General features: G+C 66.2%; 21 protein-coding genes. 9 read left to right on the top strand and 12 right to left on the bottom strand.

What is annotated here, in order from left to right; all coding sequences use genetic code 11:
• Positions 1-166: 166 nt before the first annotated feature.
• Entirely contained in the window at positions 167-1,258 is a 1,092-nt protein-coding gene (locus tag ACEPA4_RS04195) for an OmpA family protein (RefSeq protein ID WP_049416163.1), read from the bottom strand.
• Between the two features lie 357 nt (positions 1,259-1,615).
• On the opposite strand from ACEPA4_RS04195, the gene ACEPA4_RS04190 reads away from it, so the two are divergent.
• The 5 genes from ACEPA4_RS04190 (at position 1,616) to ACEPA4_RS04170 (ending at position 7,172) form a co-directional block, all read left to right on the top strand.
• Positions 1,616-2,635: a zinc-binding alcohol dehydrogenase family protein gene (locus ACEPA4_RS04190; RefSeq protein WP_053501218.1), complete on the top strand. Its 1,020-nt coding sequence runs from the start codon at positions 1,616-1,618 to the stop codon at positions 2,633-2,635.
• 155 nt (positions 2,636-2,790) lie between these two features.
• On the top strand, positions 2,791-3,420 hold the full coding sequence (locus tag ACEPA4_RS04185) for a YitT family protein (RefSeq protein ID WP_262090379.1): 630 nt from the start codon (positions 2,791-2,793) through the stop codon (positions 3,418-3,420).
• Positions 3,421-3,689: 269 nt separating this feature from the next.
• A complete protein-coding gene (locus tag ACEPA4_RS04180; protein ID WP_053501066.1) occupies positions 3,690-5,720 on the top strand; it encodes an NADPH-dependent 2,4-dienoyl-CoA reductase in 2,031 nt (676 codons plus the stop codon).
• 297 nt (positions 5,721-6,017) lie between these two features.
• Positions 6,018-6,476, top strand: a complete 459-nt coding sequence (locus tag ACEPA4_RS04175; protein WP_004154513.1) for a cell wall hydrolase — start codon at positions 6,018-6,020, stop codon at positions 6,474-6,476.
• Between the two features lie 84 nt (positions 6,477-6,560).
• Complete coding sequence (locus ACEPA4_RS04170; protein ID WP_053501065.1) at positions 6,561-7,172, top strand: glutathione S-transferase N-terminal domain-containing protein; 612 nt, start codon at positions 6,561-6,563, stop codon at positions 7,170-7,172.
• A 93-nt stretch (positions 7,173-7,265) separates the two neighbouring features.
• On the opposite strand, the gene ACEPA4_RS04165 is transcribed toward ACEPA4_RS04170, so the two are convergent.
• The 6 genes from ACEPA4_RS04165 to ACEPA4_RS04140 form a co-directional block, all read right to left on the bottom strand.
• Entirely contained in the window at positions 7,266-8,321 is a 1,056-nt protein-coding gene (locus ACEPA4_RS04165; RefSeq protein ID WP_134955721.1) for a suppressor of fused domain protein, read from the bottom strand.
• Positions 8,322-8,367: 46 nt separating this feature from the next.
• Positions 8,368-8,871, bottom strand: a complete 504-nt coding sequence (locus ACEPA4_RS04160) for a hypothetical protein (protein ID WP_005415431.1) — start codon at positions 8,869-8,871, stop codon at positions 8,368-8,370.
• Positions 8,872-9,085: 214 nt separating this feature from the next.
• Positions 9,086-10,966, bottom strand: coding sequence for a propionate--CoA ligase (prpE, locus tag ACEPA4_RS04155; protein WP_005415430.1), 1,881 nt, complete (start codon positions 10,964-10,966; stop codon positions 9,086-9,088).
• Between the two features lie 629 nt (positions 10,967-11,595).
• Positions 11,596-12,210, bottom strand: a complete 615-nt coding sequence (locus tag ACEPA4_RS04150) for an RluA family pseudouridine synthase (RefSeq protein WP_065178952.1) — start codon at positions 12,208-12,210, stop codon at positions 11,596-11,598.
• 122 nt (positions 12,211-12,332) lie between these two features.
• Positions 12,333-13,319 (bottom strand): malate dehydrogenase, encoded by a 987-nt coding sequence (locus ACEPA4_RS04145; RefSeq protein WP_005415428.1) that lies wholly within the window; start codon positions 13,317-13,319, stop codon positions 12,333-12,335.
• A gap of 117 nt (positions 13,320-13,436) precedes the next feature.
• A complete protein-coding gene (locus ACEPA4_RS04140) occupies positions 13,437-13,928 on the bottom strand; it encodes a peptidylprolyl isomerase (protein ID WP_005408225.1) in 492 nt (163 codons plus the stop codon).
• A 272-nt stretch (positions 13,929-14,200) separates the two neighbouring features.
• On the opposite strand from ACEPA4_RS04140, the gene typA reads away from it, so the two are divergent.
• Genes typA through ACEPA4_RS04125 form a run of 3 tightly spaced genes read left to right on the top strand, consistent with a single transcriptional unit; the run spans position 14,201 to position 18,191 of the window.
• A complete protein-coding gene (typA, locus tag ACEPA4_RS04135) occupies positions 14,201-16,048 on the top strand; it encodes a translational GTPase TypA (protein WP_005415427.1) in 1,848 nt (615 codons plus the stop codon).
• An 11-nt stretch (positions 16,049-16,059) separates the two neighbouring features.
• On the top strand, positions 16,060-16,527 hold the full coding sequence (locus tag ACEPA4_RS04130; RefSeq protein WP_049414692.1) for a DUF2127 domain-containing protein: 468 nt from the start codon (positions 16,060-16,062) through the stop codon (positions 16,525-16,527).
• Between the two features lie 41 nt (positions 16,528-16,568).
• Positions 16,569-18,191, top strand: coding sequence for an amidase (locus ACEPA4_RS04125; RefSeq protein WP_069138926.1), 1,623 nt, complete (start codon positions 16,569-16,571; stop codon positions 18,189-18,191).
• A gap of 27 nt (positions 18,192-18,218) precedes the next feature.
• On the opposite strand, the gene ACEPA4_RS04120 is transcribed toward ACEPA4_RS04125, so the two are convergent.
• On the bottom strand, positions 18,219-19,406 hold the full coding sequence (locus ACEPA4_RS04120) for a mechanosensitive ion channel family protein (RefSeq protein ID WP_262090071.1): 1,188 nt from the start codon (positions 19,404-19,406) through the stop codon (positions 18,219-18,221).
• A 680-nt stretch (positions 19,407-20,086) separates the two neighbouring features.
• Positions 20,087-21,478: a class II 3-deoxy-7-phosphoheptulonate synthase gene (locus ACEPA4_RS04115; protein ID WP_053500150.1), complete on the bottom strand. Its 1,392-nt coding sequence runs from the start codon at positions 21,476-21,478 to the stop codon at positions 20,087-20,089.
• A 221-nt stretch (positions 21,479-21,699) separates the two neighbouring features.
• Between ACEPA4_RS04115 and ACEPA4_RS04110 the strand changes: the two genes are divergently transcribed.
• Positions 21,700-23,826 carry a TonB-dependent receptor gene (locus tag ACEPA4_RS04110; protein WP_262090069.1) on the top strand — a complete coding sequence of 709 codons (2,127 nt, stop codon included), beginning with the start codon at positions 21,700-21,702 and terminating at the stop codon, positions 23,824-23,826.
• Between the two features lie 96 nt (positions 23,827-23,922).
• On the opposite strand, the gene ACEPA4_RS04105 is transcribed toward ACEPA4_RS04110, so the two are convergent.
• The 3 genes from ACEPA4_RS04105 to ACEPA4_RS04095 all read right to left on the bottom strand — a co-directional run bounded on the left by ACEPA4_RS04105 (position 23,923) and on the right by ACEPA4_RS04095 (position 26,163).
• A complete protein-coding gene (locus tag ACEPA4_RS04105; protein ID WP_262090067.1) occupies positions 23,923-24,429 on the bottom strand; it encodes a disulfide bond formation protein B in 507 nt (168 codons plus the stop codon).
• 161 nt (positions 24,430-24,590) lie between these two features.
• Positions 24,591-24,974 (bottom strand): 50S ribosomal protein L17, encoded by a 384-nt coding sequence (gene rplQ, locus ACEPA4_RS04100; protein WP_005408217.1) that lies wholly within the window; start codon positions 24,972-24,974, stop codon positions 24,591-24,593.
• Positions 24,975-25,164: 190 nt separating this feature from the next.
• Positions 25,165-26,163 carry a DNA-directed RNA polymerase subunit alpha gene (locus tag ACEPA4_RS04095; RefSeq protein WP_005408216.1) on the bottom strand — a complete coding sequence of 333 codons (999 nt, stop codon included), beginning with the start codon at positions 26,161-26,163 and terminating at the stop codon, positions 25,165-25,167.
• Between the last annotated feature and the right edge of the window lie 4 nt (positions 26,164-26,167).

Raw genomic sequence — 26,167 nt, 5'->3', positions numbered from 1 at the left:
GCTTTCAAGCGCCACTTTCAATGAATACGACAACTTATTGGTTTTACGGACAAAAGACCGACGAATGGTTGCCTTGCCGCGTCACAGGCGAGCGTCCTGCCCGCAGAAACAACAAGACCCGGCCGAAGCCGGGTCCTGCTGTGTCCTACGGGCAGAGCGTCAGAACTTAGTTCTGGACGTTCAGCTCGGTACGACGGTTCTTGGCGCGACCTTCCGGGTTGTCCGAACCATCCGGGTTGGTGTTCGGAGCAATCGGACGGCTCTCGCCGTAGCCGATCGGGCCGACCAGGCGACCGGCGTCAACGCCGTTCTTGGTCAGGTAGTTGTACACGGCGGTAGCACGACGCTCCGACAGCTTCTGGTTGTAAGCGTCGGTACCCTTCGAGTCGGTGTGACCGGCAACTTCAACGCGCAGATCCGGGTAACGCTTCAGGATCTCGGTGGCTTCGCTCAGGATCGCCACGGCGTCCGGACGCAGGTTCGACTTGTCGAAGTCGAAGTTGACGCCCTTCAGGTCGATGGAGACCGGAACCGGGCAACCGTCCGGACCGATGGTCTGACCCGGCTGCGAGTTCGGGCACTTGTCGTCGCAGTTGTTGACGCCGTCACCGTCGTCGTCCAGGTCGGCGCAGCTCGGGGCAACCGGAGCCGGAGCCGGAGCAGCCGCGACCGGAGCCGGGCCCAGCGGGATCACGACGCCGACCGAAGCCAGCACGTCGCCGAACCAGCTTTCGTCACGTGCGGCGATGCTCTGGTCGTCGAAGTCAGCGCGGTAGGCCACTTCGGCGCGGACAGCAACACGCTTCTCGAAGGTGGTCTGCAGGCCGACGCCCAGCTTGGCAGCAACATTGCCGTCCTTACGCTGGCGCGGGCCGTTGTTGTCGAGCGCAGCGTACTCTTCTTCCGACTTCTGGTAGCCCAGGCCACCGACGATGTACGGGTTCCAGCCGCGGCCTTCCTTGATGAAGTGGCGACGCAGGTCCAGCGAGACGCCGTACTGCGACCAGTTCAGGTCCTGGTTGCTGTCGAAGTTCGGGTTCTGGTAGTTCAGCTCACCGTCCAGCGACCAGTTCGGGCTGATGAACTTACCCAGGCCCAGGGTCACGAACGGAGCGTCATTGGTCAGACGGTCGCTGTCCTGGAAGTTGAAGCCGGCCGAACCGGTCAGGTACCAGCGGTCATCGAACTCCTGCGCAGAAGCTGCCTGGGCGAAAGCCAGGCCGCCCAGCAGCGCGGCAGTAAGGATCTTCTTGTTCATTGAGTACAGCTCCTATTTCGGGGGTATGAAACCGGTAGAGGCATGGGCCAGCACTAGTGCGTCGATGTTCGACAGCCGATTCAGCACGCCACCGCCGCGAACATTATGCTCAGGCGGGTGAAGGCCATGTTAACAGTCCCGTAACATGTGAAGTGTTGCGCCCGACCGTCCACCGGTCCGACGTTGAAACCCTATACAGGATGATGAAAATCCGCAAGACCCACACGCTGCAAGGGTTTGACGGGGTTTAGGTGCGAGAAGCGACATATTGCGCAACGTGCTGCATCACACGGTTCAGCGCGTCTGAGGAAACGTGAGGAACCTTATGATGGGATCACGAACCCAGCCGGAGCCGTGATGAAAGCCGTCGCCCTGAGTCGTGAATACGCGCCCGCCCTGCGTGATGTCCTGCTGCCGCCGCCGCTGCCTCCTCGCGGCCGCGATCTGCTGGTGCGGATCGAAGCGGTTTCGGTCAACCCCGTCGATGGCAAGCAGCGGGCCGCCACCGATCCGGCCACCCTTGAGGTTCCCCGGGTGCTCGGCTGGGACGCAGCCGGCGTGGTCGAAGCCATCGGTGACGAGGCCAGCTTGTTCGCCTCCGGTGACGAGGTCTACTTCGCCGGTGACGTGACCCGACCGGGCTGCAACGCCCAGTACCAGTGGGTTGATGAGCGCCTGGTCGCCCGCAAGCCGACCACGCTCGATTTCGCTGAAGCGGCCGCGCTGCCGCTGACCACTCTCACAGCCTGGGAACTGCTGTTCCAGCGCATGCCGCTGCAGCTCGATGGCCGCCGCCACGTGGGCCAGCACCTGCTGGTGATCGGCGGCGCCGGCGGCGTCGGCTCGATGGCGATCCAGCTGGCACGCCATGCCGGTTTCGAGGTGATCGCCACCGCCTCGCGCGAGGCCTCGATCGACTGGTGCCGACAGATGGGGGCCGCGCATGTGATCGACCATCGGCAGCCACTGCAGCCCCAGTTGCAGGCGCTGGGCATCGATGCGGTGCAGGTCGCGCTCAATCTGGCCGACACCGACCACTACTGGGATGAACTGGGCCAGCTGCTGGCACCGCAGGGCCACGTCGGCCTGATCGTCGAGCCGCGGGGTGCACTGCGCATCGGCGATCCCTACAAGGCCAAATGCATCGGCATCCACTGGGAATTCATGTTCGCGCGTTCGCGCTTCGCCACCGCCGACTGCATCGAACAGCACCGCATCCTCAGCCGTGCGGCCAGCATGATCGATGCCGGCCAGCTGCGCGGTACGCTCAATGAGACGCTGGGCACGATCAATGCAGCCAACCTGGACATCGCGCATCAGCGCCTGGCCAGCGGGCGCACGGTGGGCAAGCTGGCGCTGGTCGGCTGGGACGACTGACGCCGCGGTGCGGAGCCGATCAGGGGCTCGGCTCTACACCACAGCCTCTACGCGGGATCGACGCTACCTGTAGCGGCGGATTGGCCGGCATCTGTATCTATGGATGATGCAGAAACGGCGATACGGTGGAAACAGATCCCCGCCCCCGGACCGCCATGCCCACCGCCCTGCCCTTGCGCCTGCTGCAATTGATCACCGGCCTGTTCCTGTACGGCTTCGGCGCCTCGCTGATGATCCGCGCCGCCATCGGCGTGGCACCCTGGGATGTGCTGTCGCAGGGCATCGCCGCGCAGACGCCGCTGTCATTCGGCCTGGCAACCAATGCCATCGGTGCATTGGTGCTCCTGCTGTGGTGGCCCCTGCGGCAGAAGCCGGGCCTCGGCACCGTGCTCAACGTGATGCTGATCGGCCCCTCCGCACAGTTCGGGCTGTGGCTGCTGCCGCCGGCCGTCGGCCTTGGCTGGCAGGTGGCGATGTTCTGTGCCGGCATGCTGCTGGTGGCGCTGGCCACCGGCCTGTACATCGGTGCCCGCCTTGGCCCGGGGCCACGCGATGGCCTGATGACCGGTCTGCATGCCCGTACCGGCTGGCCGATCTGGAAGGTGCGCAGCCTGATCGAAGGCAGCGTACTGCTGCTGGGCTGGTGCCTGGGCGGCAATGTCGGCCTCGGCACCCTCGCCTTCGCCCTGCTGATCGGGCCGCTGTGCGGAGTGACGCTGGGCTGGTTCGGGATCGGCCGCCCCCCGGTGGTACCCGCCGCTGCCCGGCAGCCGCAATCGCCCTGAGTTGACCGCAATGCCGGCCAGCGGCCGGCGCTACCGCCCCCGGAGTTCGGGGGCAGCGCCGCAGGCGCGGGGGTTGGAGGCCGGTGAGTGGGGCCCGCGATTCGCGCAGCGAAACGCGGGAGCGACAGCACGCATGTGCCGAGCGCACCCGGCCAGCGGCCGGCACTACCAAACCGTCAGACAGCGGCCAGCCCTCCCAAAGAAGCGGCCCTTGCCCCGGCCGCCGTTTCGCGGCACGCTTCGCGCTTCCGTACGCAAGCGTATCGACCATGTCGCCAGCCAACGAAAGCGCCTATCCCCACCTGTTCGCCCCGCTGGATCTGGGCTTCACCCAGCTGCGCAACCGCGTCCTGATGGGTTCGATGCACACCGGCCTGGAAGATCGCGCCCGCGACTTCCCACGGCTGGCGGCCTACTTCGCCGAGCGCGCCGAGGGCGGCGTCGGCCTGATCGTCACCGGCGGCTTCGCGCCCAATGTGGTCGGTTGGCTGAAGCCATTCGGTGGCAAGCTGTCCTGGCCCTGGGAAGTGCGGCCGCACCGCCAGCTCACCGCCGCCGCGCACCAGCACGGCGCGAAGATCTGCCTGCAGTTGCTGCATGCCGGCCGCTATGCCTACCACCCGTTGTCGGTGGCACCGTCGAAGCTGAAGGCACCGATCAACCCGTTCACCCCGCGCGCATTGTCGGCCAGCGGCGTAGAGCGCCATATCGCCGACTACGCTCGCAGCGCGAAGCTGGCCCGCGAGGCCGGCTACGACGGCGTGGAAGTGATGGGCTCGGAGGGCTACCTCATCAACGAGTTCATCGCCCCGCGCACCAACAAGCGCGCCGATGCCTGGGGCGGCGACGCGCGCCAGCGCATGCGCTTCGCGGTCGAGATCGTGCGCCGCATCCGCGAGGCCTGTGGCCCGGACTTCATCATCATCTACCGCCTGTCACTGGTGGATCTGGTCGACGACGGCAGCGACTGGGACGAGATCGTTCAACAGGCGCAGGCGATCGAGGCGGCTGGCGCAACGATCATCAATTCCGGCATCGGCTGGCACGAAGCGCGCATTCCGACCATCGCCACCTCGGTGCCGCGCGCGGCCTTTGCCGGCGTCACCGCCAAGCTCAAGCCGCATGTGAAGGTACCGCTGGTGGCGACCAACCGCATCAACATGCCCGACGTTGCCGAACGCATCCTGGCCGGTGGCGGCGCCGACATGGTGTCGCTGGCACGCCCGCTGCTGGCCGACCCGCAGTGGCCGAACAAGGCCCGTGCCGGCCGCGCGGAGGCGATCAACACCTGCATCGCCTGCAACCAGGCCTGCCTGGACCACGTGTTCGAGAACAAGCTGGCCAGCTGCCTGGTCAATCCGCGCGCCGCCCACGAGACCGAGCTGGTCTATCGTCCCACTGCTACGCCGAAGAAGGTTGCGGTGGTCGGCGCCGGCCCCGCCGGCCTGGCCTGCGCCACTGTCGCTGCCCAGCGTGGCCACCAGGTCACCCTGTTCGATGCCAATGATGAGATCGGCGGCCAGTTCAACGTGGCCAAGCGCATCCCCGGCAAGGAAGAGTTCCACGAGACCCTGCGCTACTTCCGCCACGCGCTGCAGGAGACCGGCGTACAGCTGCGCCTGGGCACCCGCGTCGACGCTTCCCAACTGGCTGGCTTCGACGAGGTGGTGCTGGCCACCGGCATCACCCCGCGCAAGGTCGATTTCCCCGGTGCCGATCACGCCAAGGTGGTGAGCTACCTGGACGTGCTGCTGGGACGGGTCGAAGTGGGCGCCAATGCGGCGATCATCGGCGCCGGCGGCATCGGCTTCGATGTCGGCGAATTCCTCAGCCACGCCGGTGAATCCCCCTCGCTGGATCCGCAGCGCTGGATGGCCGAATGGGGCGTGGACCCCAGCTTCGAGGCACGCGGCTCGCTGGGTCGGCCCGAGGTCGAGCCGTCACCGCGGCGCTTGTGGCTGCTGCAGCGCAGCCCGGGCAAGCCGGGCGCGCGGCTGGGCAAGACCACCGGCTGGATCCATCGCGCCACGCTGAAGGCCAAGGGCGTGCGCATGCTCGGTGGCGTCGAGTACCTGGGGGTGGACGACGAGGGCCTGCGCATCCGCGTGGACGGCAGCGAACAGCTGCTGCCGGTCGACCATGTGGTGATCTGCGCCGGGCAGGAACCGAACCGCACGCTGCAGGCCGAACTGCAGGCGGCCGGCATCAACGCGCAGCTGATCGGCGGTGCCGACGTGGCCGCCGAACTCGATGCGAAACGCGCCATCGACCAGGGCAGCCGGGTCGCCGCCGCGCTCTGATGAGCGCCTGAATGGGGGACGGAATGTGATTTCCGTCACCCCGGTTGAACCTGAATGTCAAGCCGAGCGGTTCACGATGCGTTCGGCTATGCCCCCCTACCTTGCGCCATCTTTCCGCTCACCAGCCAGTTTCCGGTGAGCCGGCGCAGTCCCCACGATCGGTCCTGATCGTTTCTTTTGGGGCTGCCCACGGGGCGGCCCCGATGGCCGCCTCCCCATGACGCCAAGTCGTCCCCCACCTCCTGTCGCCCCGCGGCCGGAACCGGAGGGTGCGGCCCATACGGAGCAAGGAGTTATATGAAACTGGCCTGGATTCTCTGGCTGTCGCAGTTGTTGCCTCAGCCGGCCGCTGATTCACTGTGTTTGAGCACCACCGTCTACCTGGAAGCCCGCGACCAGACCCTGCGCGGCCAGCAGGCTGTTGCCGAGGTCGCCCTGCGCCGTCTCGACAGTGGCCTGTGGGGCGACTCGATGTGCCAGGTGGTCACCGCGCGCAAGCAGTTCGCACCGACCATCGTCTCCCCCGGCACCCAGCTGGGCAATGACGCGGCGTGGAGCGAAGCGATGAACGTGGCTTTCGACGCCGAGCGCAACTGGGCGCTGCCGGCCGGCGAACGCCGCGAGATCGTGCCCGGTGCCAGCCACTTCGCCGCGCTGTCCATCGCCAGCCCGAACTGGCGCAACGCCTACCAGGTGGCGACCATCGGCGATCACACCTTCTACAAGGTGCAGAACCTCAAGCCGCGGCAATCGTAACGATCCGTGCTGGCGGCAGCGTTGCCGGCCGCCGCCGGGCTCTGGGATAGTGGGCGTTTCCCGCCCGCATCACCTGGAGTTCCCATGAAGCTGTACAGCAAGCCCGGTGCCTGTTCCACCGCCGACCACATCGCCCTGCAGTGGACCGGCCAGCCGTTCGAGGTTGAACTGCTGAACAAGGACACCCTGAAGGGTCCGGAATTCCTGAAGATCAATCCGGCCGGTGCCGTTCCCGCACTGGTCGACGGCGACTTCGTGCTGCTGCAGAACGCCGCGATCATGGGCTACATCGCCGACAGCTTCCCGCAGGCCGGCCTCGCCGGTGATGGCAGCCCGCGCCAGCGCGCCGAAGCCACCCGCTGGCTGGCCTTCGTCAATTCCGACGTGCACCCGGCCTTCTCGCCGCTGTTCGCGCCGGGCAAGTTCATCGCCGACGAGAGCCAGTACGACGCGATCCGCGCCGCCGCGCACAAGCGCCTGCGTGGCCTGTTCGAGACCGCTGACAAGCAGCTGGCCGACAAGCCCTGGCTGGCCGGCTTCCGCAGCTTCGCCGACCCGTACTTCTACATCACCCTGCGCTGGGCCGCCGGTACCAAGGTTGATCTGTCCGGCCTGGACAACCTGGCCGCCTACAAGGCACGCATGGACGCCGATGCCGGCGTGCAGGCCGCGCTGAAGGCCGAAGGCCTGGCCTGACCTTGGTCAGGGGTCAGAGCCGTTCGCGTGGCGAACGGATCTGACCCCATCGGCTACCAGGCGGCTCCGCCCCCCTCGATTTCATTGGCGCGATCAGCCGATCTGGCGGATCACTTCCCCCTTGGCATCGCGCAGGTAGGTCGGCACCACCTCGATACGCAACCTTCCTGCCAGCGGGTAGACCCCGCGCTCGGCGTGCACCCCTGCCAGGGCCTGCAGGCCCGCCTCGTCCAGTGACCAGCGCGCGCTGTCGGCGGATACGTCCGCCACTTCACCGCCCCCGTCGGCGATGAACTCCCACTGCCGCTCGCGGCTGACCAGTTCCAGCGATCTGCCGTGGCGCAGGCGCAGCGGCAGCAGTTCGCACACGCTCGCCACCTGGCCGGCGCCAAGCACCAGCGTGATCATGCCCGCCTCCTGGCGCCAGTCCAGTGTCTCGATGAACAACATGCCGGTGCTGGAGCCTTCGCGCTCGCTGCCGGCCCGCACCTCTGCCGCCAGCGCAGGGTCCTCCAGCAGGTTGCCGCGGTGCAGGTCGCTGACCCACAGCGGCATTGCCGGCTGCAGCGCCTGCAGCACGCCGCGCGTAGACCAGCGCTTGACTGCCTCCATTTCCTCATCGGTCAATCCGACCAGCTGCAGGAACTGCAGGTGGCCATTGGCGGTGTCGCGTGCCGGCAACTGCGGGTCGGCAATGAAGGCCAGGTGGCACAACCGCGTGTCGGTCTCCAGTGCGATCGGGCCGTTGGCATTCAGATGGTGGCCATCCTCGAACACGTTGCCGCTGCCGAACACATAGCGCGCCAGGTTCTGCAGCAGGTTCATCGGCCACACCGGCGGCGTGCTGTCGGCGTTCTCAGCGGCTTCGGCAGCGAGACGGAACGTCAGCTCGAAACCATAGCCGCTGGCGGCAGCATCACTGCTCTCCTTGGCATACAGCTCGGAGAAACCGTAGGTGATGTAGTGCCAATGCGGAACCGGCGCATCCGCCCAGTACACGCTGATGCCATCCAGCGGATCCTGGCCGCCGAGCGTGTAGGGAAGCGCGGTGCCGTAGTGTTGCGGCTCCTGCCCGGCATACAGCGGCGAAAGCGCCGCATTGATCGCGTCCCAGCCGGGGGTGTCGGTGTCATCGTGGTCGTCCTGCACGCGGGACTCCTTGTGGGGAAGTGAACCGATCACTTTACGCGGTGGCTCAGGCCTGCACGACCTCTTTGCCAGCGTTTACTACGGCGGACTGGGTTTCCTGCCACCAGCGCTGGGCCAGCGCCGGGCTGCGCGCCTTGCCCACCGCCGCCAGCAGTTCCGGGCAAAGGCGTTCCAACGCCAGCGCATCGGTGCAGCGTTCGATCTTCAACTGCATGAAGTAGCCCTTCAGCCCCAGGTGGCGCCGCACCGCCTCGCTCATCGCGTCGTACAACTGCTGGTACAGCGCCGGGTCCTGTTCGCGGCCGGTGCTGATGCCACGCGCCGGAGCGGCCTCTACGCTCCCGCCGATCACCTCGATCAGTCCCTGTGCGGCCAGCTGCTCCAGTGCATCCGGAGGTGCGCGCAGGCCATCGAACAAGCCGCGCAGTTCGGTGTCATCGCGATGGCCATCGACCATCAGCAGGATTGAACGCAGTGCCGCCGGCAGGCGCCGGCCACGGTCTTCGATTTCCTGACGGCCAGCAGCCGTCTTGGCGTGCAGCAATGCCATTGCATCCCCCTCCCTTGATGCGCCATGCCGGCGCACCCTCACGGGCACGCCCCCCTGTGTGCCACCCCTGGGCGGCGCGCGCATTCCCCGGCGCGCACCGCGTGTTGCAGGTCGATGACAGGGCGAGCTTAGCGCAAGTGCAGCGGGTAGTGCCGGCCGCTGGCCGGCAACCTCGGGATTGATGGGGGGCCGGCCAGCGGCCGGCACCACCGGATCAACGGCCCAGCGCGCGGCGGATCTCCTCCAGCGCGCTGGGGTCGTCCAGCGTCGACAGGTCGCCCGGGTCACGCTGCTCGGCCAACGCCTGCAACGAGCGCCGCAGCAGCTTGCCCGAACGGGTCTTGGGCAGCGCGTTGACCACGTGCACATGCGCCGGGCGCGCGACCGCACCAAGCGAAGTCGTCACCGTCGCCATCATCTCGGCCACCACCGGCGCCGGATCCTCGCCTTCAAGCCCCTGCTTGAGGGTGACGAACACCAGCGGCACCTGCCCCTTCAGCTCGTCCTTGACCCCGATCACGGCAGCCTCGGCCACGCGCGGATGGCTGGAGATGGCCTCCTCGATCTCGCGCGTGCCCAGACGATGCCCGGCCACGTTGATCACATCGTCGGTACGGCCGAGGATGAAGGTATAGCCATCGTCATCGCGGATCGCCCAGTCCAGCGAGCTGTACAGCAGTTCCTTGAAGTGGCTGAAGTAGCTCTGCAGGAAACGGCTGTCGTCGTTCCACACCGTGCTCATGCAACCCGGCGGCAAGGGCGGCGACACCACCAGCACGCCCTTCTGCCCCGGCGCCACTTCCTCGCCGGTGTTCTCGTCGATCACCTTCATCCGGTAGCCGAGATTGGGGAAGCCCGGTGAACCGAAGCGCACCGGCTTCATTTCCAGGCCCGGCAGCAGGGTCAGTGCCGGCCAGCCGGTTTCGGTCTGCCAGTAGTTGTCGATGATCGGCTTGCCCAGCGCTTCGCTGATCCAGTGCGCGGTGGGTTCGTCCAGCGGCTCTCCGGCCAGGAACAGATACTTCAGGGCGCGCAGGTCGTGGCGATGGATGAAGTCCGCGTCATGCTTCTTCAGCACGCGGATGGCGGTGGGTGAGGAGAACATGGTGCGCACGTTGTACTGTTCGCACAGCGCCCACCAGATACCCGGGTCCGGATTCGTCGGCAGCCCCTCGTACAGCAACGAGGTGCAGCCACCGATCAGCGGGCCGTACACGTTGTACGAATGGCCTACCGCCCAGCCGACGTCGGAAGTGGAGAACATCACCTGGCCCGGCTTGCAGTCGAACACGGTCTCCATCGACTGCGCCATCGCCACCGCGTAACCACCGACATCGCGCTGCACGCCCTTCGGCTTGCCGGTAGTACCGGAGGTGTACAGCAGGTAGCTCGGCTCGCTCGCTTCCAGCCACTGTACCGGCACATCGACCTCACCAACCTGTGCACGCAGCGCGGCGTAGTCCACGTCGCGACCCGGCACGCGGGGTTCGGCGGCATCCAGCCCGCGCGACACGATCAGCACGTGCGGTGGCGGCGACGCCGCTTCGGCGCAGGCCGCGTCGACCATCGGCTTGTACGGAATCAGCTTGCCACCGCGCATGCCGGCGTCCGCTGCGATCAGCAACTTCGGCTTCGCATCGTCGATGCGCAGCGCCAGGTTGTGCGCGGCGAAGCCACCGAACACCACCGAGTGCACCGCACCGATGCGCGCGCAGGCCAGCATCGCGAACACGGCTTCGGCCATGTTTGGCATGTAGATCACCACGCGGTCACCGTGGCCGACGCCGAGATGCTTGAGCACGGCGGCGAAGTCGTTCACTTCGCGATACAGCTGGCGATAGGTGATCTCGCGGGTGCTGTTGGTTTCGGTGGAAATCGCAACCAGCGCGAGCTGGTCGGCGCGCGTTGCCAGGTGGCGGTCGACGGCGTTGTAGCAGAGATTGGTTTCGCCGCCGACGAACCAGCGCCGGAACGGCGGGTTGCTGTAGTCGAGCACCTGCTGCGGCGGTTTGTGCCAATGGATGCGCTTGGCTTCCTCGCCCCAGAAGGCCTCCGGCTCGTCGATCGAGCGACGGTAGGTTTCCTCGTAGTTCATGACGCAGCCCTCCCAGACAAAGTCATGGGTTCGAGGATAGTCCGGCGCTGGCGCGCGGGCCGCCCTACCTTGGTAGGGGGTGGGTTTTTCATGCAGGGCTGCGCCCTGCACCTGCAGAAGCCGAAGCAACAGCAGAAGCTGGCTTACTTGGGGATGGCGGGGTGGGTCCGGTGGCGGGAGACGCCATAAACCCGTCCATGGGGGCTTGGCCGCGGCATCCATGCCGCGGACACTCCCGCCACCGGACCCACCCCGCCTTCGACAGATTCCGCGATCTGTCGGAACGGCATATTGTTCTGGTAGGTGTCGACCTTGGTCGACACGATAGATCCACGCCATGCGTGAATGATTCATTCGATATCTGACAGAAAAAGCGTGTCGACCAAGGTCGACACCTACCAACAGCTGCGCGGAACAACGGCCACCGTTACCAACAGCCGAGTGAACCTGTCGAAGGTGGGGCGGTGTCGGAGTGCGGGGTGTCAGCCGCATGGATGCGGCTGCCAAGCCTACACGGACGTACTTGCGGCGGCCCCGCACTCCGACACCGTCCCGCCAACCCACGTATAGCCGGCTTTTGACATTGACGTTGATTCTGCGGAGGCAGGGCTGCAAGCCCTGCCGAATCCCTAGAACGGAGTCGCGGACTCGAACGCGAGCGCCTCGCCCGTCAGCGGATGCGTGAACCGCAGGCTGCGTGCATGCAGATGCACGCGGTGCGCCGGTGCCGCGTCATACAGCACGTCGCCAACAATCGGATGGCCAATACTGGCCATGTGCAACCGCAACTGATGGCTGCGGCCGGTGATCGGTTCCAACGCCACGCGCGTGCGCCGCGCTTCAACATCGCGCACCAGCACGCGCCAACGCGTCAGCGCCGGCTTGCCGCGCTCATGGTCGATCATCTGCTTCGGCCGGTTCGGCCAGTCCACGATCAGCGGCAGATCCACGTCGCCGGCATCGCCTTCAAGCAGCCCCTCGACGACCGCTTCATAGCGCTTGCCAACCCGGCGCTGCTCGAACTGCATCGACAACGCCGCCTGCATGTCCTTGCCACGCGCATGCAGCAGCAGCCCGGAAGTCACCTGGTCCAGGCGGTGCACGGTCAACGCATCCGGGTACAGCGCCTGCAGGCGCGCGACGACGCAGTCCTGGTTCTCGGCGCTGCGGCCGGGCACGGACAGCAGGCCGGGGGGCTTTTCAGCCACCAGCAGCGCGTCGTCGATGTAGTGCAGGTGGATCATGCGGTTCCAGGAATTCCAAATGAAAACGGGGAAGCCGAAGCCTCCCCGTTTTCTGCGTACCGACCAGCGGTCGGTACCTGCCTTGATGCAAGACGTACCGACCGGAGCCGGTACCGCCTGCATCAGCCCAGCAGGTGGGCGACGCCGGCGCGCTCTTCTTCCAGCTCGGCCAGGGTCTTGTCGATGTACTTCTGGCTGAAGTCGTCGATCGGCAGATCCTTGACCAGGGTGTACTTGCCGTTCTCGGTGGTCACCGCGAAACCGAAGATCACGCCTTCCGGAATGCCGTAGGAACCGTCGGACGGCACGCCCATCGTGACCCACTTGCCGTTGCTGCCCAGCACCCAGTCACGCACGTGGTCGATGGCGGCATTGGCGGCCGAAGCGGCCGAGGACGAGCCACGGGCTTCGATGATCGCCGCGCCGCGCTTGCCGACGGTCGGGATGAACGTGTTGGCGTTCCACTCCTGGTCGTTGATCGCATCGGCGATCGAGGCGCCGTCGGCGGTGGCGAAACGGTAGTCCGGGTACATGGTCGGGCTGTGGTTGCCCCACACGACCAGCTTCTCCATGCCACCGACCGGCTTGCCGAGCTTGGCCGACAGCTGGCTCAGCGCGCGGTTGTGGTCCAGGCGCAGCATGGCGGTGAAGTTTTCCGGCTTCAGGTCCGGGGCCGACTTCATCGCGATGTAGGCGTTGGTGTTGGCCGGGTTGCCGACCACCAGCACCTTCACGTCGCGGCTGGCGACCTTGTTCAGCGCCGCGCCCTGGGCGGTGAAGATCTTGGCGTTTTCCAGCAGCAGGTCCTTGCGCTCCATGCCCGGGCCACGCGGACGTGCGCCGACCAGCAGAGCGATGTCGGCGTCCTTGAACGCGACTTCGGCGTCATCGGTGCCAACCATGCCGGCCAGCAGCGGGAACGCGCAGTCTTCCAGCTCCATCATCACGCCCTTCAGGGCGGCCTGGGCCTTGTCGACCGGCAGTTCCAGCAGCTGCAGGATGACCGGCTGGTCCTTGCCCAGCATTTCGCCGGAGGCGATGCGGAACAGCAGGGCATAACCGATCTGGCCGGCGGCGCCGGTCACGGCAACACGAACGGGTGCTTTCATGGGGGTTTCCTCTTGCTTGCAAGCGTTTGATGGGACGCCGCGGGCATGGCCACGCAGGCCGGGCGGGCGGCGGGGAACAGGGAAACGGCCACCCGTGGGTGGCCGTTTCGAAGGGGGTCAGGCGGCGAGGTGCTTGTTCCACTCCGCGACGCGGTCGGCCTGGGCGGCCAGCACGGCGTCGACGTCGCCTTCAAGGGTGATCGAATGGATCACGTCGCCCTGCTTGACCGAATCGACGATGGCCTGGCCTTCCAGGACCTTGCCGAAGACGGTGTGGCGGCCGTCCAGCCAATCGGTCTTGATGTGGGTGATGAAGAACTGGCTGCCGTTGGTGTTCGGGCCGGCGTTGGCCATCGACAGCGAGCCGACCTCGTGCTTCACGCCATTCTTCTCGTCTTCGAACTTGTAGCCCGGGCCGCCGGTGCCACGACCCTGCGGGCAGCCGCCCTGGATCATGAAGTCGGCGATCACGCGGTGGAAGATCAGGCCGTCATAGAAGCCGTGCTTGACCAGGTTCACGAAGTTGGCCACGGTCAGCGGCGCCTTGTCGGCGAACAGCTCGACCTTGATCGGGCCCTGGGTGGTGTCGAAAGTGGCGATGAGGGACATGAAGATCCTTGGTGCAAAGGGGAATGCGTCTAGCCACCTAGTTTACACCTGCCTCGTGGCGGCGGTGCCTTCGACCATCGGTGGAGCCCCCGCCTTCAGCCAGCGGAAGGTGAGCCGGGGGCCCCGTCCTGGCGACCTCGGCCGAAGCGGCGGACAGCCAGCTGAATGGGCCGCTGGGCCGGCATGAAATCCACCTTTTCGCGAATCGTCAAGTTCGACGTATAATGTTGGACTTCTTTTTCCAAATCCGGCGCCGACTGGCCCCCTTTCGTATGTCCATCGAAAATCTTCGCAACATCGCCATCGTCGCCCACGTCGACCATGGCAAGACCACCCTGGTCGACCAGCTGCTGAAGCAGTCCGGCACCCTGTCCGAGCGCACCGTCCTCGCCGAGCGCGTGATGGACAGCAACGACCAGGAAAAGGAACGCGGCATCACCATCCTGGCCAAGAACACCGCCATCACCTGGGAAGACAAGAAGACCGGCATCAAGAACCGGATCAACATCGTCGATACCCCCGGCCACGCCGACTTCGGCGGTGAGGTCGAGCGCGTGCTGTCGATGGTCGACACCGTGCTGATCCTGGTTGATGCGATGGACGGCCCGATGCCGCAGACCCGCTTCGTGACCCAGAAGGCCTTCGCGATGGGCTTCAAGCCGATCGTCGTGGTCAACAAGGTCGACCGTCCGGGCGCCCGTCCGGAGTGGGTGATCGACCAGGTCTTCGACCTGTTCGACAAGCTCGGTGCCACCAACGAGCAGCTGGATTTCCCGATCGTCTACGCCTCGGGCCTGAACGGCTACGCGGGCCTGGAAGACACCGTGCGCGACGGCGACATGACCCCACTGTACGAAGCGATCATGCAGCACGCGCCGAAGCCGGAAGTGGACCCGGAAGGCCCGTTCCAGATGCGCATCAGCCAGCTGGACTACAACAACTTCGTGGGCGTGATCGGCATCGGCCGCATCCAGCGCGGCACCCTGAAGAAGAACATGCAGGTCGCGGTCATTGACCGTGAAGGCAAGAAGCGCAACGGCAAGGTGCTGCAGGTGCTGGGCTTCATGGGCCTGGAGCGCATCGAGCAGGATTCGGCCGAGGCCGGCGACATCGTGGCCATCTCCGGCATCCAGGAGCTGACCATCTCCGACACCATCTGCGCACCGGACTTCCCGGAAGCCCTGCCTGCGCTGACCGTCGACGAGCCGACCATCTCGATGACCTTCCAGGTGAACAATTCGCCGTTCGCCGGCAACAAGGACCTGTCCGGTGGCAAGTTCCTGACCAGCCGCCAGATCAAGGACCGCCTGGACCGTGAAAAGGTCCACAACGTGGCCCTGAAGGTCGAGCAGCTGGAAGACGCCGACAAGTTCCTGGTCTCCGGCCGTGGCGAACTGCACCTGTCGGTGCTGATCGAGAACATGCGCCGCGAAGGCTACGAGCTGGCTGTGTCGCGCCCGGAAGTGATCATCAAGGAAATCGACGGCCAGCTGATGGAGCCGATCGAGCAGCTGGTAGTGGACATCGAAGAAATCCACCAGGGCGGCGTGATGGAAAAGCTGGGCACCCGCAAGGGCCAGTTGAAGAACATGGAATCGGACGGCAAGGGCCGCGTGCGCCTGGAGTACCAGATCCCGGCCCGTGGCCTGATCGGCTTCCAGAACGAGTTCAAGACCCTGACCCAGGGTTCGGGCCTGCTGTTCCACGTGTTCGACCACTACGGCCCGAAGGAACAGGGCGCCATCGCCAAGCGCATCAACGGCGTGATGATCGCCAATGCGCCGGGCGTCACCCCGGCCTACTCGCTGGGTCCGCTGCAGGAACGCGGCAAGCTCTTCGCTGCCGAGGGCGACAACGTGTATGAAGGTCAGCTGGTCGGCATCCACTCCAAGGACAACGACCTGACCGTCAACGCGATCAAGACCAAGCCGCTGACCAACATGCGCGCTTCGGGCAAGGACGATGCGATCCAGCTGACCCCGGCGATCAAGTACTCGCTGGAACAGGCCCTGGACTTCATCGAAGACGATGAGCTGGTCGAGATCACCCCGAAGGAGATCCGCCTGCGCAAGAAGTTCCTGACCGAAAGCGATCGCAAGAAGGCTTCGCGCGGCGGCTGAGCCTGCACCCCGTGAACCAGAGCGGCTACAACCCGGATCCACACCGGCATCCGGGCCTGCACGTCATCGCCCTGCTCGAAGCGAGCAAGGCGTTGCTGGCGCTGTTGGCCGCCACCGGGCTGGAAGTGCTCGGACCGCAGCCGCTTCGGCACGGCATCATGGTCCTGATCCGGCGTTTCAGCCTGGATCCGGACCATGGCACCCTGCCCTCGCTGCTGCATATGATCAGCCCCGACGCGGTCCACCTGGCCGCGGCGGGGATGATCGGCTACGGCCTGCTGCACCTGGTCGAAGCCTGGGGCCTGTGGCGGGCCAAGGCCTGGGCCTCCTGGCTGGGCTGCCTGACTGCCTCGCTGTACCTGCCCTTCGACATCTTCGCGATCATCCGCCACCCCGGCTGGCCGTCGTGGACGATCCTGGCGATCAACCTGATCGTGGTCTACGTCCTCGCCCGCGATCTGCGCAAGCGCCACCGCTGAGCAGCGGCTACACTGGGGATTGGAGCCGACCAAGCCGCCCCATGCGCCCGTCCTTGCCGCCTCTGCTGACCTGCCTGCTTGCCACGCTGCCTGTGCTGCTTTCGGCTGGCTGCAGCCCGGCCACGCCCAGCGCGCATGCGGCCGAACCCGCGAGCCGCAACGTGCCCTTCCCGTACGCCGAAACCGATGTCACCGACCTGCAGGCGCAGATGACCGCCGGCGAGCTGGACAGCGCCACCCTGGTCCAGGCCTACCTGCAGCGGATCGCCGCCCTGGATCGGGCCGGCCCCCGCCTGCGCGCGGTGATCGAGCTCAACCCCGATGCCCTGAAGGAAGCCGCCGAACGCGACCGCGAGCGCCGCGATGGGCACCTGCGCGGCCCGCTCCATGGCATCCCGGTATTGCTGAAGGACAACATCAACGCCGCACCGATGGCCACCAGTGCCGGCTCGCTGGCCCTGCAGGGGTTCCGCCCTGACGATGCGTATCTGGTGCGGCGCCTGCGCGAGGCCGGGGCCGTGGTGCTGGGCAAGACCAATCTCAGCGAATGGGCCAATTTCCGCGGCAACGATTCGGTGTCCGGCTGGAGCGCGCGCGGTGGCCAGACCCGCAATCCCTATCGCCTCAGCCACTCGCCTTGCGGCTCCAGCAGCGGCAGCGCGGTAGCGGTGGCCGCCAACCTGGCCAGCGTGGCGATCGGCACCGAAACCGACGGCAGCATCGTCTGCCCTGCGGCGATCAATGGCATCGTCGGCCTCAAGCCGACCGTCGGCCTGGTCAGCCGCGATGGCATCATCCCGATTTCCTTCAGCCAGGACACTGCGGGGCCGATGACACGCAGCGTCGCCGACGCTGCGGCCGTACTGACCGCAATTGCCGGCCGCGATGATGCCGACCCGGCCACCGCAACCATGCCCGGCCGTGCGGTGTACGACTACACCGCGCGGCTGGATCCGCAGGGACTGCGTGGCAAGCGCATCGGCCTGCTGCAGACGCCGCTGCTGAAGTACCGCGGCATGCCGCCACTGATCGAACACGCCGCCACCGAGCTGCGTCGGGCCGGTGCCGTCGTGGTGCCGGTGGAGCTGCCCAACCAGGGCGCCTGGGCCGACGCCGAACGCAAGGTACTGCTGTACGAGTTCAAGGCCGGGCTGGAGCGTTACTTCAGCACCCACCGCGCTCCCCTGCACAGCCTGGCCGAATTGATCGCCTTCAACCAGGCGCACAGCAAGCAGGAGCTTGGCCTGTTCGGCCAGGAACTGCTGGTGGAGGCCGACGCCACCGCCGGCCTGGCTGACCCCGCCTACATCCGCGCACGCAGCGATGCGCGCCGGTTGGCGGGCCCGGAAGGCATCGATGCGGCCCTCGCCGCCCACCAGCTCGACGCCCTGGTCGCTCCGACCACCGGCGTTGCGTGGCCGATCCGCAGCGAAGGCGACGACTTCCCCGGCGAGAGCTACAGTGCCGCCGCCGTCGCCGGCTATCCCAGCCTCAGCGTGCCGATGGGCCAGATCGATGGCCTGCCGGTCGGCCTGCTGTTCATGGGCACCGCCTGGAGCGAACCGAAGCTGATCGAAATGGCGTACGCCTACGAACAGCGCACCCGCGCGCGGCGGCCACCGCACTTCGGCACCGACACGCTGATCGACGCCGGCGAGCCTTGATCCGGTAGTGCCGGCCGCTGGCCGGCGCTACCGTTCGGGTTCCGGCTCCATCGGCACGATGGCCGCCTCACCGTCTTCAGCCCCCGGCGAACGCACATCTGCAGTGCGTGCACGAGGACCTCGCGGCATGTCCAGCTCGTCTGCATGCTGCAGCCGCGCACGCAGCTGCGGCAGCGAGTGCGGATGCTCACGCGCGAGGAAATCGAGCATGCGCTCGCGTACCAGGCAACGCAGGTCGAACGCGTCGCCGGAGCTGCGCGCACTCACCAGCAGGCGCACCTGGATCGCACGCTCGCTGGTTTCGGTCACCTGGGTCACGCAGACCCGGCCATCCCACAACGCTTCGCCCCGGCAGATGCGCTCCAGTTCAGCACGGATCGCCGCAATCGGGGCACGATAATCCAGCCACAGGAAGGCTGTGCCGAGCAGGTCAGCGCTACGCCGCGTCCAGTTCTGGAAGGGGTTCTCGATGAACCAGGTCAACGGCACCACCATCCTCCGCTCGTCCCAGATGCGTACCACCACGTAGCTGCTGCCGATCTCCTCGATGCGTCCCCACTCGCCCTCGACGATCACCACATCGTCCAGCCGGATCGGCTGGGTCACTGCAATCTGCAGGCCAGCGATCAGGTTGCCGAACACAGGCTTTGCGGCGATACCGGCCACCAGGCCGATGAGGCCCGCCGAGGCCAGCAGCGCGGTGCCGATCTTCTGCACCATGGGGAAGGTCAGCAGCACCAGCGAAGTGCCCAGCACGATGATGCCGCCCATCAGCACGCGGCTGAGCACCCGCGTCTGGGTCTGGATGCGGCGCGCTTCCAGATTATCGGAGACATCGATGGGATGGCTGCGCAGGATGGCCCGCTCACCCGCTGCCACTGCGCGTACCAGCAACCAGATGAAGCAGGCGGTCAGTGCGATATGCAGCACCCGTTGCAGGTTGCCCAGAAGGGGATCCTGCAGCGGCGTGGCCTGCAACGCAGGAATCAACAGCAGCAGCGGCCATGCGGTGGCCATTGGCAGCCCGAGCACACGCCCGATGCGCGCGCGCCGCCGATCACGCCCTTTCAGCCGATGATAGATCCACAGGATCAGCCACGCGCCGATACCGCCCACCACCACGGCCAATCCCAACGGCCATGCGTAGGCCTGTGCGCTCTGCCAGTGCACCGTTGCCACCTCCAGTCGAACAACCAGGTGGACAGCCTCGCGCATGGCACATGAGCGTCACGTCAGCCGTTCGTAAGAAGGGTGTTGGTCGGCAGGGCTTGCAGCCTGCACCTGCGGTAGTGCCGGCCGCTGGCCGGCAACCTCAACAGCAACAGCCGAAGCAGAAGCGGGTTTGCTGTGGGATGGCGGGGTGGGTCCGGTTGCGGGGGGCGCTGCAAGTACACCTCCGGGGCCCGGCCCAGCCGCTGGCGGCTGTGCGTTCGGGCGCTTGCGAAGCAGTGCTTCGCAAGCAAAGCGCCCTCACCCATGTAAGCTCGGTCGCCGCATCCATGCGGCTCACGCCCCCGCAACCGGACCCACCCCGCCTACGACAGATCTCCGCGATCTGCAGTAGATCCACGCCATGCGTGGATGAATCTCCATCGGAATCGAATATTTCGAATTGGATTCCAAAAGCATCCACGCATGGCGTGGATCTACCGTGTCGACCAAGGTCGACACCTACCAGCAGCCGAGTGAACCTGTCGAAGGTGGGGCGGTGTCGGGGTGCGGGGTGTCAGCCGCATGGATGCGGCTGCCAAGCCTACAAGGACGTACTTGCGGCGTCCCCGCACTCCGACACCGTCCCGCCAACCCACGGATGGCCCGCTTTTGACGTTGACGCTGACGTTGACGTTGCTCTGGCTCGTAGCAGGTGCAGGGCTGCAAGCCCTGCCGAAAAATCCTTACCGCACTTGCTCCTGCTTGCGCACGATCGCCATCGCGATCTCCAGCGACTGCTCGTAGTTCAACCGCGGGTCCACCGTCGAACGATACGCACGCTCCAGGTCGCGCTCGGTCAGTTCGCGCGCGCCGCCAATGCACTCGGTCACGTCCTCGCCGGTCAGTTCCAGATGCACACCGCCCAGGCGCGTACCAGCGGCCGCATGCAGATCGAACGACATCTCCACCTCGCCACGCACGTTGTCGAAGCGGCGTGTCTTGAAACCGTTGGCGGTGCTTTCGGTATTGCCATGCATCGCATCGCACACCCACAGCACGCGGCGACCATCACGCTTGACCGCGTCCAGCAGCGGCGGCAGTTTCTCGGCGATCTGCGTTGCCCCCATCCGATGGATGAAGCTCAGGCGGCCCGGCTCGTCATGGGGGTTGAGCACATCGATCAGGCGCAGCAGCTGGTCCGGTGTCACCGACGGGCCCACCTTGATCGCAATCGGATTGCGCACGCCACGCAGGTACTCCACGTGCGCGCCATCGAGCGCGGCCGTGCGCATGCCGATCCACGGGTAATGCGTGCTCAGGTTCAACCAGCCCTGCTGGCGCGGCACCTGGCGGGTCAACGCCTGCTCGTAGGGCAGCAGCAGCGCTTCGTGCGAAGTGTAGAAGTCGATGCGGTTGAGGTTGTGCACGCGGGCCCCGGCCAGGGTCTCCATGAAGTGCACCGCATCGCCGATCGAGGCCACCATCTTCTGGTACTCGGCCGCCAGCGGCGAGTGGCTTACCCACTCCAGGTTCCAGTATTCGGGGTGGTGCAGGTCGGCGAAACCGCCGTCGATCAGCGCACGCACGAAGTTCATCGTCATCGCCGAATGCGCGTGGGCCTGCAGCATCCGCTTCGGGTCCGGCAGGCGTGCTGCCTCGGTGAAGGCCGGCGCGTTGATCACATCGCCGCGGTAGCTGGGCAGGGTCACGCCGTCGCGGGTCTCGGTGTCGGCCGAGCGCGGCTTGGCGTACTGGCCGGCGAAGCGGCCCACGCGGATCACCGGCTGGCGCAGGCCGTGCACCAGCACCAGGCTCATCTGCAGCAACACCTTCAATCGGTTGGAAATGGTGCCCGATTCGCAGTCGCTGAAATTCTCGGCACAGTCGCCGCCCTGCAGCAGGAAGCGCTTGCCTTCCTGGGCCTCGGCCAGCTGCTGCTTCAACGCCAGGATCTCCCACGAGGTGACCAGCGGCGGCAGCCGCTTCAGCTCGTGCAGAGCGGCGTCCAACGCCACCGGGTCCGGGTAGGTCGGCATCTGCAGCGCGGTCTTGCCACGCCAGCTCTCCGGCGACCAGGCAGCGCCAGCGGTGGTCGCGTCGGAATCGGAGGCGGGCGGAACGGCGGACAGGCTCATTGCAGACTTCCGGGGTGGGGGGCGGCCATGGTCGCAGAGCCAGCCGCTGACGCAAAGGCCCACCCCCACCGCCCCGGCCACCTGAACGGCAGGGAAAGGCCAACGCCAGCAGCCAGATCCGGCATGGCCAGCCGCACGGGACAGGCGCATGATTTGTTACGGAGTAACACTTGCACGTCATGGACCGGCCCCTTCCACGCCCAGCCGCCCCCTCTCTCACCATGAAGCCCTCGCCCCTCGCTACCGGTATTACCTTCGCCCTGGCCTTGGCCAGCCTGCCCGCCTTCGCCGCAACGGCCGACGACACCTCTTCCTCCGTCAAGGATCTGGACACGGTCACCGTCCACGCCCAGCTCGACCAGGCCCGCAACGCGCTGTCGCCGGACATCGGCAGCAGCCAGTACCAGATCACCGCCGAGGACATCCAGAAGCAGCCGCTGGGTGCCTCCGCGCCGCTCAGCCAGGTACTGCTGCAGGCCCCGGGCGTGGTCCAGGATTCCTATGGCGGCGTGCACGTGCGCGGCGACCACGCCAACCTGCAGTACCGCATCAATGGCGTGCTGCTGCCCGAATCGATCTCCGGCTTCGGCCAGACACTGGATGCACGCACCATCAAGAGCATCCGCCTGATGGATGGCGCGCTGCCGGCGCAGTTCGGCGAGCGCACCGCTGCAGTGGTCGACATCACCACCCGCAATGGTGCCGAGCTCGGCAATGGCGGCAGCGCCGGACTGACCGCAGGCTCGTTCGGCAAGATCAATCCGAATGCCTCGTGGTGGGGCAACCAGGGGCGATGGAGCTGGTTCCTGACTGGCAACTACGACCAGAACGAGGTTGGCCTGGAAAACCCGACCCGCTCGCGCAAGCCGCTGCACGACGACACCCACCAGGGCAAAGCGTTCGCTGACCTCACCTACCTGGTCAACGAGAACACCCGCCTGAGCGTGTTCGCCGGCTTCGCCAACAACCGCTTCCAGATCCCGGTCAACCCCGGGCAGACCCCGCAGTTCGGTTACCTGGACACCACCACCTTCGACTCCAGCCAGCTGGATGAAACCCAGCGCGAAACCACCCGCTTCGGCATGCTGGTGCTGCAGGGCGCGCTGGGCAGCACCGCCTACCAGCTGTCCGCCGGGCAGCGCTACAGCGATGTGGCGTTCAACCCGGATGTCATCGGCGACCTGGTATTCAGTGGCGTCGCCTCGCAGGTGCAGCGCAGCAACCGCGCCAACACGCTGCAGGCCGATTTCTCCACCCCGCTGGGCAACGACCACACGCTGCGCTACGGTCTGTACGGCAACTACGAGAACGCGCGGGCCAGCAACAGCAGCTGGGTGTTCCCGGTCGATGACACCGGCCAGCAGTCCAGCACCACGCCGCTGCTGATACCTGACCGCAGTGCCTTCCATGCCAGCACGCTGGCGTTGTACGTGCAGGATGAATGGAAGATCGGCGACGACTGGACCGTCAACTACGGCCTGCGCGGCGATCGCTACAAGGCCTTTGGCCACACCGAGGGCCAGCTCAGCCCCCGCGTGGGCGTGGCCTGGAATGCCAGCGACAGCACCACCGTGCATGCCGGCTATTCGCGTTACTTCACGCCGCCGGCCAGTGAGCTGATCGCCAGCAGCGATATCGCGCTGTACGACGGCACCACCAACCAGCAGCCGAGCGGCGGCAACAACACGCCACTGGCCGAGCGCAGTGACTACTACGACATCGGCGTATCGCATCAGCTGGGCGAACACCTGACCCTGGGCTTGGACGCGTACGACCGCCGTGTTGCGCGCCTGCAGGACGAAGGCCAGTTTGGTGCCGCCTACATCTATTCGACGTTCAACTACCGCCGCGGCCATATCCGTGGCCTGGAGTTCAGTGCCGACTACAGCAACGGTCCGTTCAGCGCTTACGTCAACGCGGCGTACAACAAGGCGATCGGCACCCAGGTCATCACCAGCCAGTACAACCTCGATCCAGAGGCGCTGGCCTATGTGGCCAACCACTGGATCCACCTCGACCACGACCAGAAGCTGACCTCATCGGGCGGCTTCAGCTACGCCTTCGCCGGCCACAACCGGGTCGGCGCCAACTACGTGTTCGGTAGCGGCCTGCGTTCGGACATCGAGGGCGTGCCCAACGGCGGCGAGCTGCCATCCTACCTGCAGGTGAACCTCAGCGCCGGGCACGATTTCAATGCCGACAGCGGGCATCCGCTGCACGTGCAACTGGCCGTGATCAACGCATTGGATCGCAGCTACCAGCTGCGCGATGGCGGCGGTGTTGGCGTGTTCGCGCCGCAGTGGGGGCCGCGCCGTGGCGCCTACCTGAGCCTGCAGCAGGATTTCTGAGAACGGACCGTGGTAATGCCGGCCGCTGGCCGGCCTCTACGGGAACGCTGCCATCGTTCATGGGGTTGCCGGCCAGCGGCCGGCACTACCCTGCGTTCAGCGCTTGACCTTGCGCAGCGACACCACCAGCGCCCACAGCGCCAGCAGCACGAACCACACGCCCGACCACATCGGCATGGTCAGGCCCAGGAACGTCCAGTCGATATTGCCGCAGTTGCCGGTACCGGTCAGCACCGTGCGGAACACTTCCAGCGGCCCCATGGTCTCGCGCAGGAAGCTCAGCGGCGGGCCGCAGGTCGCCCCCATCTCCGGTGGCAGCATCTGCACGTAGACGTGGCGCGCAGCGATGCCTACGCCGACCGCGGCGGCAATGAAGGCGAGCACGCCGTAGGTTGCCCGGCCAGGACGGTTGGAGGGCCCGTGCAGTGCACCGATCAGGAACAGCAGGCCCAGCGCGGCGAACGCCAGCCGCTGGAAGATGCACAGCGAGCACGGCTCCAGGCCCATCTTCAGCTGCAGGAAGATCGCGTAGCCCAGCAGGCCGGCGCAGATCAGGAAGCCCAGGAAGAACTGGGCGCGGAAGGGCCAGCGCAGTGGATTCATCGTCAACGCTCGAATGGATCAGGCGCCAAGCGTAACCGAGAGTGCATGCCATTCGAACCGCCACAGGTGACGCCTGTCGGAACGGTGCGGGTCAGATCCCACAGAAACGCAAAAGCCCGGCAGAGGCCGGGCTTTCGCTGTGTCGCATTGGAGCGGTCCGATTACTCGGCCACTTCCTCGGCCACGACCGGACGGTCAACCAGCTCGACGTAGGCCATCGGCGCGTTGTCGCCAGCGCGGAAGCCGCACTTCAGCAGGCGCAGGTAGCCGCCCGGACGGTTCGCGTAGCGCGGGCCCAGGATGGTGAACAGGTTGCCCACGGCTTCGTTGTCGCGCAGGCGGGCGAAAGCCAGACGGCGGTTGGCGACGGAGTCGACCTTGGCCAGGGTGATCAGCGGCTCGGCAACGCGGCGCAGTTCCTTGGCCTTCGGCAGGGTGGTCTTGATCAGCTCGTGCTTGAACAGCGAGGCGGCCATGTTCTTGAACATCGCTTCGCGGTGGGCGCTGGTACGGCTGAACTTACGGCCAGACTTCTGGTGACGCATGGTGATATTCCTTGGTTAATGATGAGGCTGTGCGGATCGTTGTCGCCATCCTGGCGTTGCTGCGCGGACTGCGGATGGTCCTGGCCGCCCGTCCTGGACGACCTGCCCGCGAACCTGCGGTTCGTCGTGGCATGGTGTGGTGCGTTGAAGGCCCCACCGCGAACGGTGGAGCCTTCAGGTATTACCGATATCAGCCCAGCATGCCGTGGCTGGCGACGCCGGCCGGCGGCCAGTTCTCCAGCTTCATGCCGAGCGACAGGCCGCGCTGAGCCAGCACTTCCTTGATCTCGGTGAGCGACTTCTTGCCCAGGTTCGGGGTCTTCAGCAGCTCCACTTCGGTCTTCTGGATCAGATCGCCGATGTAGTAGATGCTTTCAGCCTTCAGGCAGTTGGCCGAACGCACGGTCAGCTCCAGATCGTCGATCGGGCGCAGCAGCACCGGATCCACGCCGTTGTTGGCCGGCTTGGCCGCACCGCGGTCGCGGTGGGTGAAGTCACCGAACACCGACAGCTGGTCGCTGAGGATGTCGGCGGCGGTGCGCACGGCTTCCTCGGCATCGATGGTGCCGTTGGTCTCGATATCGATGACCAGCTTGTCCAGGTCGGTGCGCTGTTCGACACGCGCCGCTTCCACGGCATAGGCGACACGGCGGACCGGCGAGAACGAGGCATCCAGGACCAGGCGGCCGATGGCACGGGTTTCTTCGTCCGGACGACGACGCGCGGCAGCCGGCTGGTAGCCGAAACCACGTTCGATCTTCAGACGCATGTTGATCGCCGTATCCTTGGTCAGGTGGCAGATCACATGGTCGCCGTTCAGGATCTCCACATTGTGGTCGACCTTGATGTCGGCAGCGGTGACAACGCCCGGGCCCTGCTTGGACAGGGACAGGGTGGCGCTGTCGCCGGAGTGCATACGGATGGCCACATCCTTCAGGTTGAGCAGGACTTCGAGCACGTCCTCCTGCAGACCTTCGACCGTGGTGTACTCATGCAACACGCCGTCGATTTCGACTTCCGTGATGGCGAAGCCCGGGATGGACGACAGCAGCACGCGACGCAGGGCGTTGCCCAGCGTATGCCCGTAACCCCGCTCCAAAGGTTCGATAACGACCTTTGCACGGGTGTCGGTAAGGCGTTCGATCTGCGGACCGCGAGGACGCAGAACCTGGTTGGCGGTAACCGTCATGTTG

This window comes from Stenotrophomonas sp. P2112, assembly GCF_041897515.1.
Classification (GTDB): Bacteria; Pseudomonadota; Gammaproteobacteria; order Xanthomonadales; family Xanthomonadaceae; genus Stenotrophomonas; species Stenotrophomonas sepilia.
This window is presented reverse-complemented; position numbering and strand designations above follow the sequence as displayed.

Bases quoted from the DNA above. Each gene is read 5' to 3' on its own strand.
- ACEPA4_RS04195 (WP_049416163.1), bottom strand. From the start codon at position 1,258: ATGAACAAGAAGATCCTTACTGCCGCGCTGCTGGGCGGCCTGGCTTTC.
- ACEPA4_RS04190 (WP_053501218.1), top strand. From the start codon at position 1,616: ATGAAAGCCGTCGCCCTGAGTCGTGAATACGCGCCCGCCCTGCGTGAT.
- ACEPA4_RS04185 (WP_262090379.1), top strand. From the start codon at position 2,791: ATGCCCACCGCCCTGCCCTTGCGCCTGCTGCAATTGATCACCGGCCTG.
- ACEPA4_RS04180 (WP_053501066.1), top strand. From the start codon at position 3,690: ATGTCGCCAGCCAACGAAAGCGCCTATCCCCACCTGTTCGCCCCGCTG.
- ACEPA4_RS04175 (WP_004154513.1), top strand. From the start codon at position 6,018: ATGAAACTGGCCTGGATTCTCTGGCTGTCGCAGTTGTTGCCTCAGCCG.
- ACEPA4_RS04170 (WP_053501065.1), top strand. From the start codon at position 6,561: ATGAAGCTGTACAGCAAGCCCGGTGCCTGTTCCACCGCCGACCACATC.
- ACEPA4_RS04160 (WP_005415431.1), bottom strand. From the start codon at position 8,871: ATGGCATTGCTGCACGCCAAGACGGCTGCTGGCCGTCAGGAAATCGAA.
- prpE (WP_005415430.1), bottom strand. From the start codon at position 10,966: ATGAACTACGAGGAAACCTACCGTCGCTCGATCGACGAGCCGGAGGCC.
- ACEPA4_RS04150 (WP_065178952.1), bottom strand. From the start codon at position 12,210: ATGATCCACCTGCACTACATCGACGACGCGCTGCTGGTGGCTGAAAAG.
- ACEPA4_RS04145 (WP_005415428.1), bottom strand. From the start codon at position 13,319: ATGAAAGCACCCGTTCGTGTTGCCGTGACCGGCGCCGCCGGCCAGATC.
- ACEPA4_RS04140 (WP_005408225.1), bottom strand. From the start codon at position 13,928: ATGTCCCTCATCGCCACTTTCGACACCACCCAGGGCCCGATCAAGGTC.
- typA (WP_005415427.1), top strand. From the start codon at position 14,201: ATGTCCATCGAAAATCTTCGCAACATCGCCATCGTCGCCCACGTCGAC.
- ACEPA4_RS04125 (WP_069138926.1), top strand. From the start codon at position 16,569: ATGCGCCCGTCCTTGCCGCCTCTGCTGACCTGCCTGCTTGCCACGCTG.
- ACEPA4_RS04120 (WP_262090071.1), bottom strand. From the start codon at position 19,406: ATGCGCGAGGCTGTCCACCTGGTTGTTCGACTGGAGGTGGCAACGGTG.
- ACEPA4_RS04115 (WP_053500150.1), bottom strand. From the start codon at position 21,478: ATGAGCCTGTCCGCCGTTCCGCCCGCCTCCGATTCCGACGCGACCACC.
- ACEPA4_RS04110 (WP_262090069.1), top strand. From the start codon at position 21,700: ATGAAGCCCTCGCCCCTCGCTACCGGTATTACCTTCGCCCTGGCCTTG.
- ACEPA4_RS04105 (WP_262090067.1), bottom strand. From the start codon at position 24,429: ATGAATCCACTGCGCTGGCCCTTCCGCGCCCAGTTCTTCCTGGGCTTC.
- rplQ (WP_005408217.1), bottom strand. From the start codon at position 24,974: ATGCGTCACCAGAAGTCTGGCCGTAAGTTCAGCCGTACCAGCGCCCAC.
- ACEPA4_RS04095 (WP_005408216.1), bottom strand. From the start codon at position 26,163: ATGACGGTTACCGCCAACCAGGTTCTGCGTCCTCGCGGTCCGCAGATC.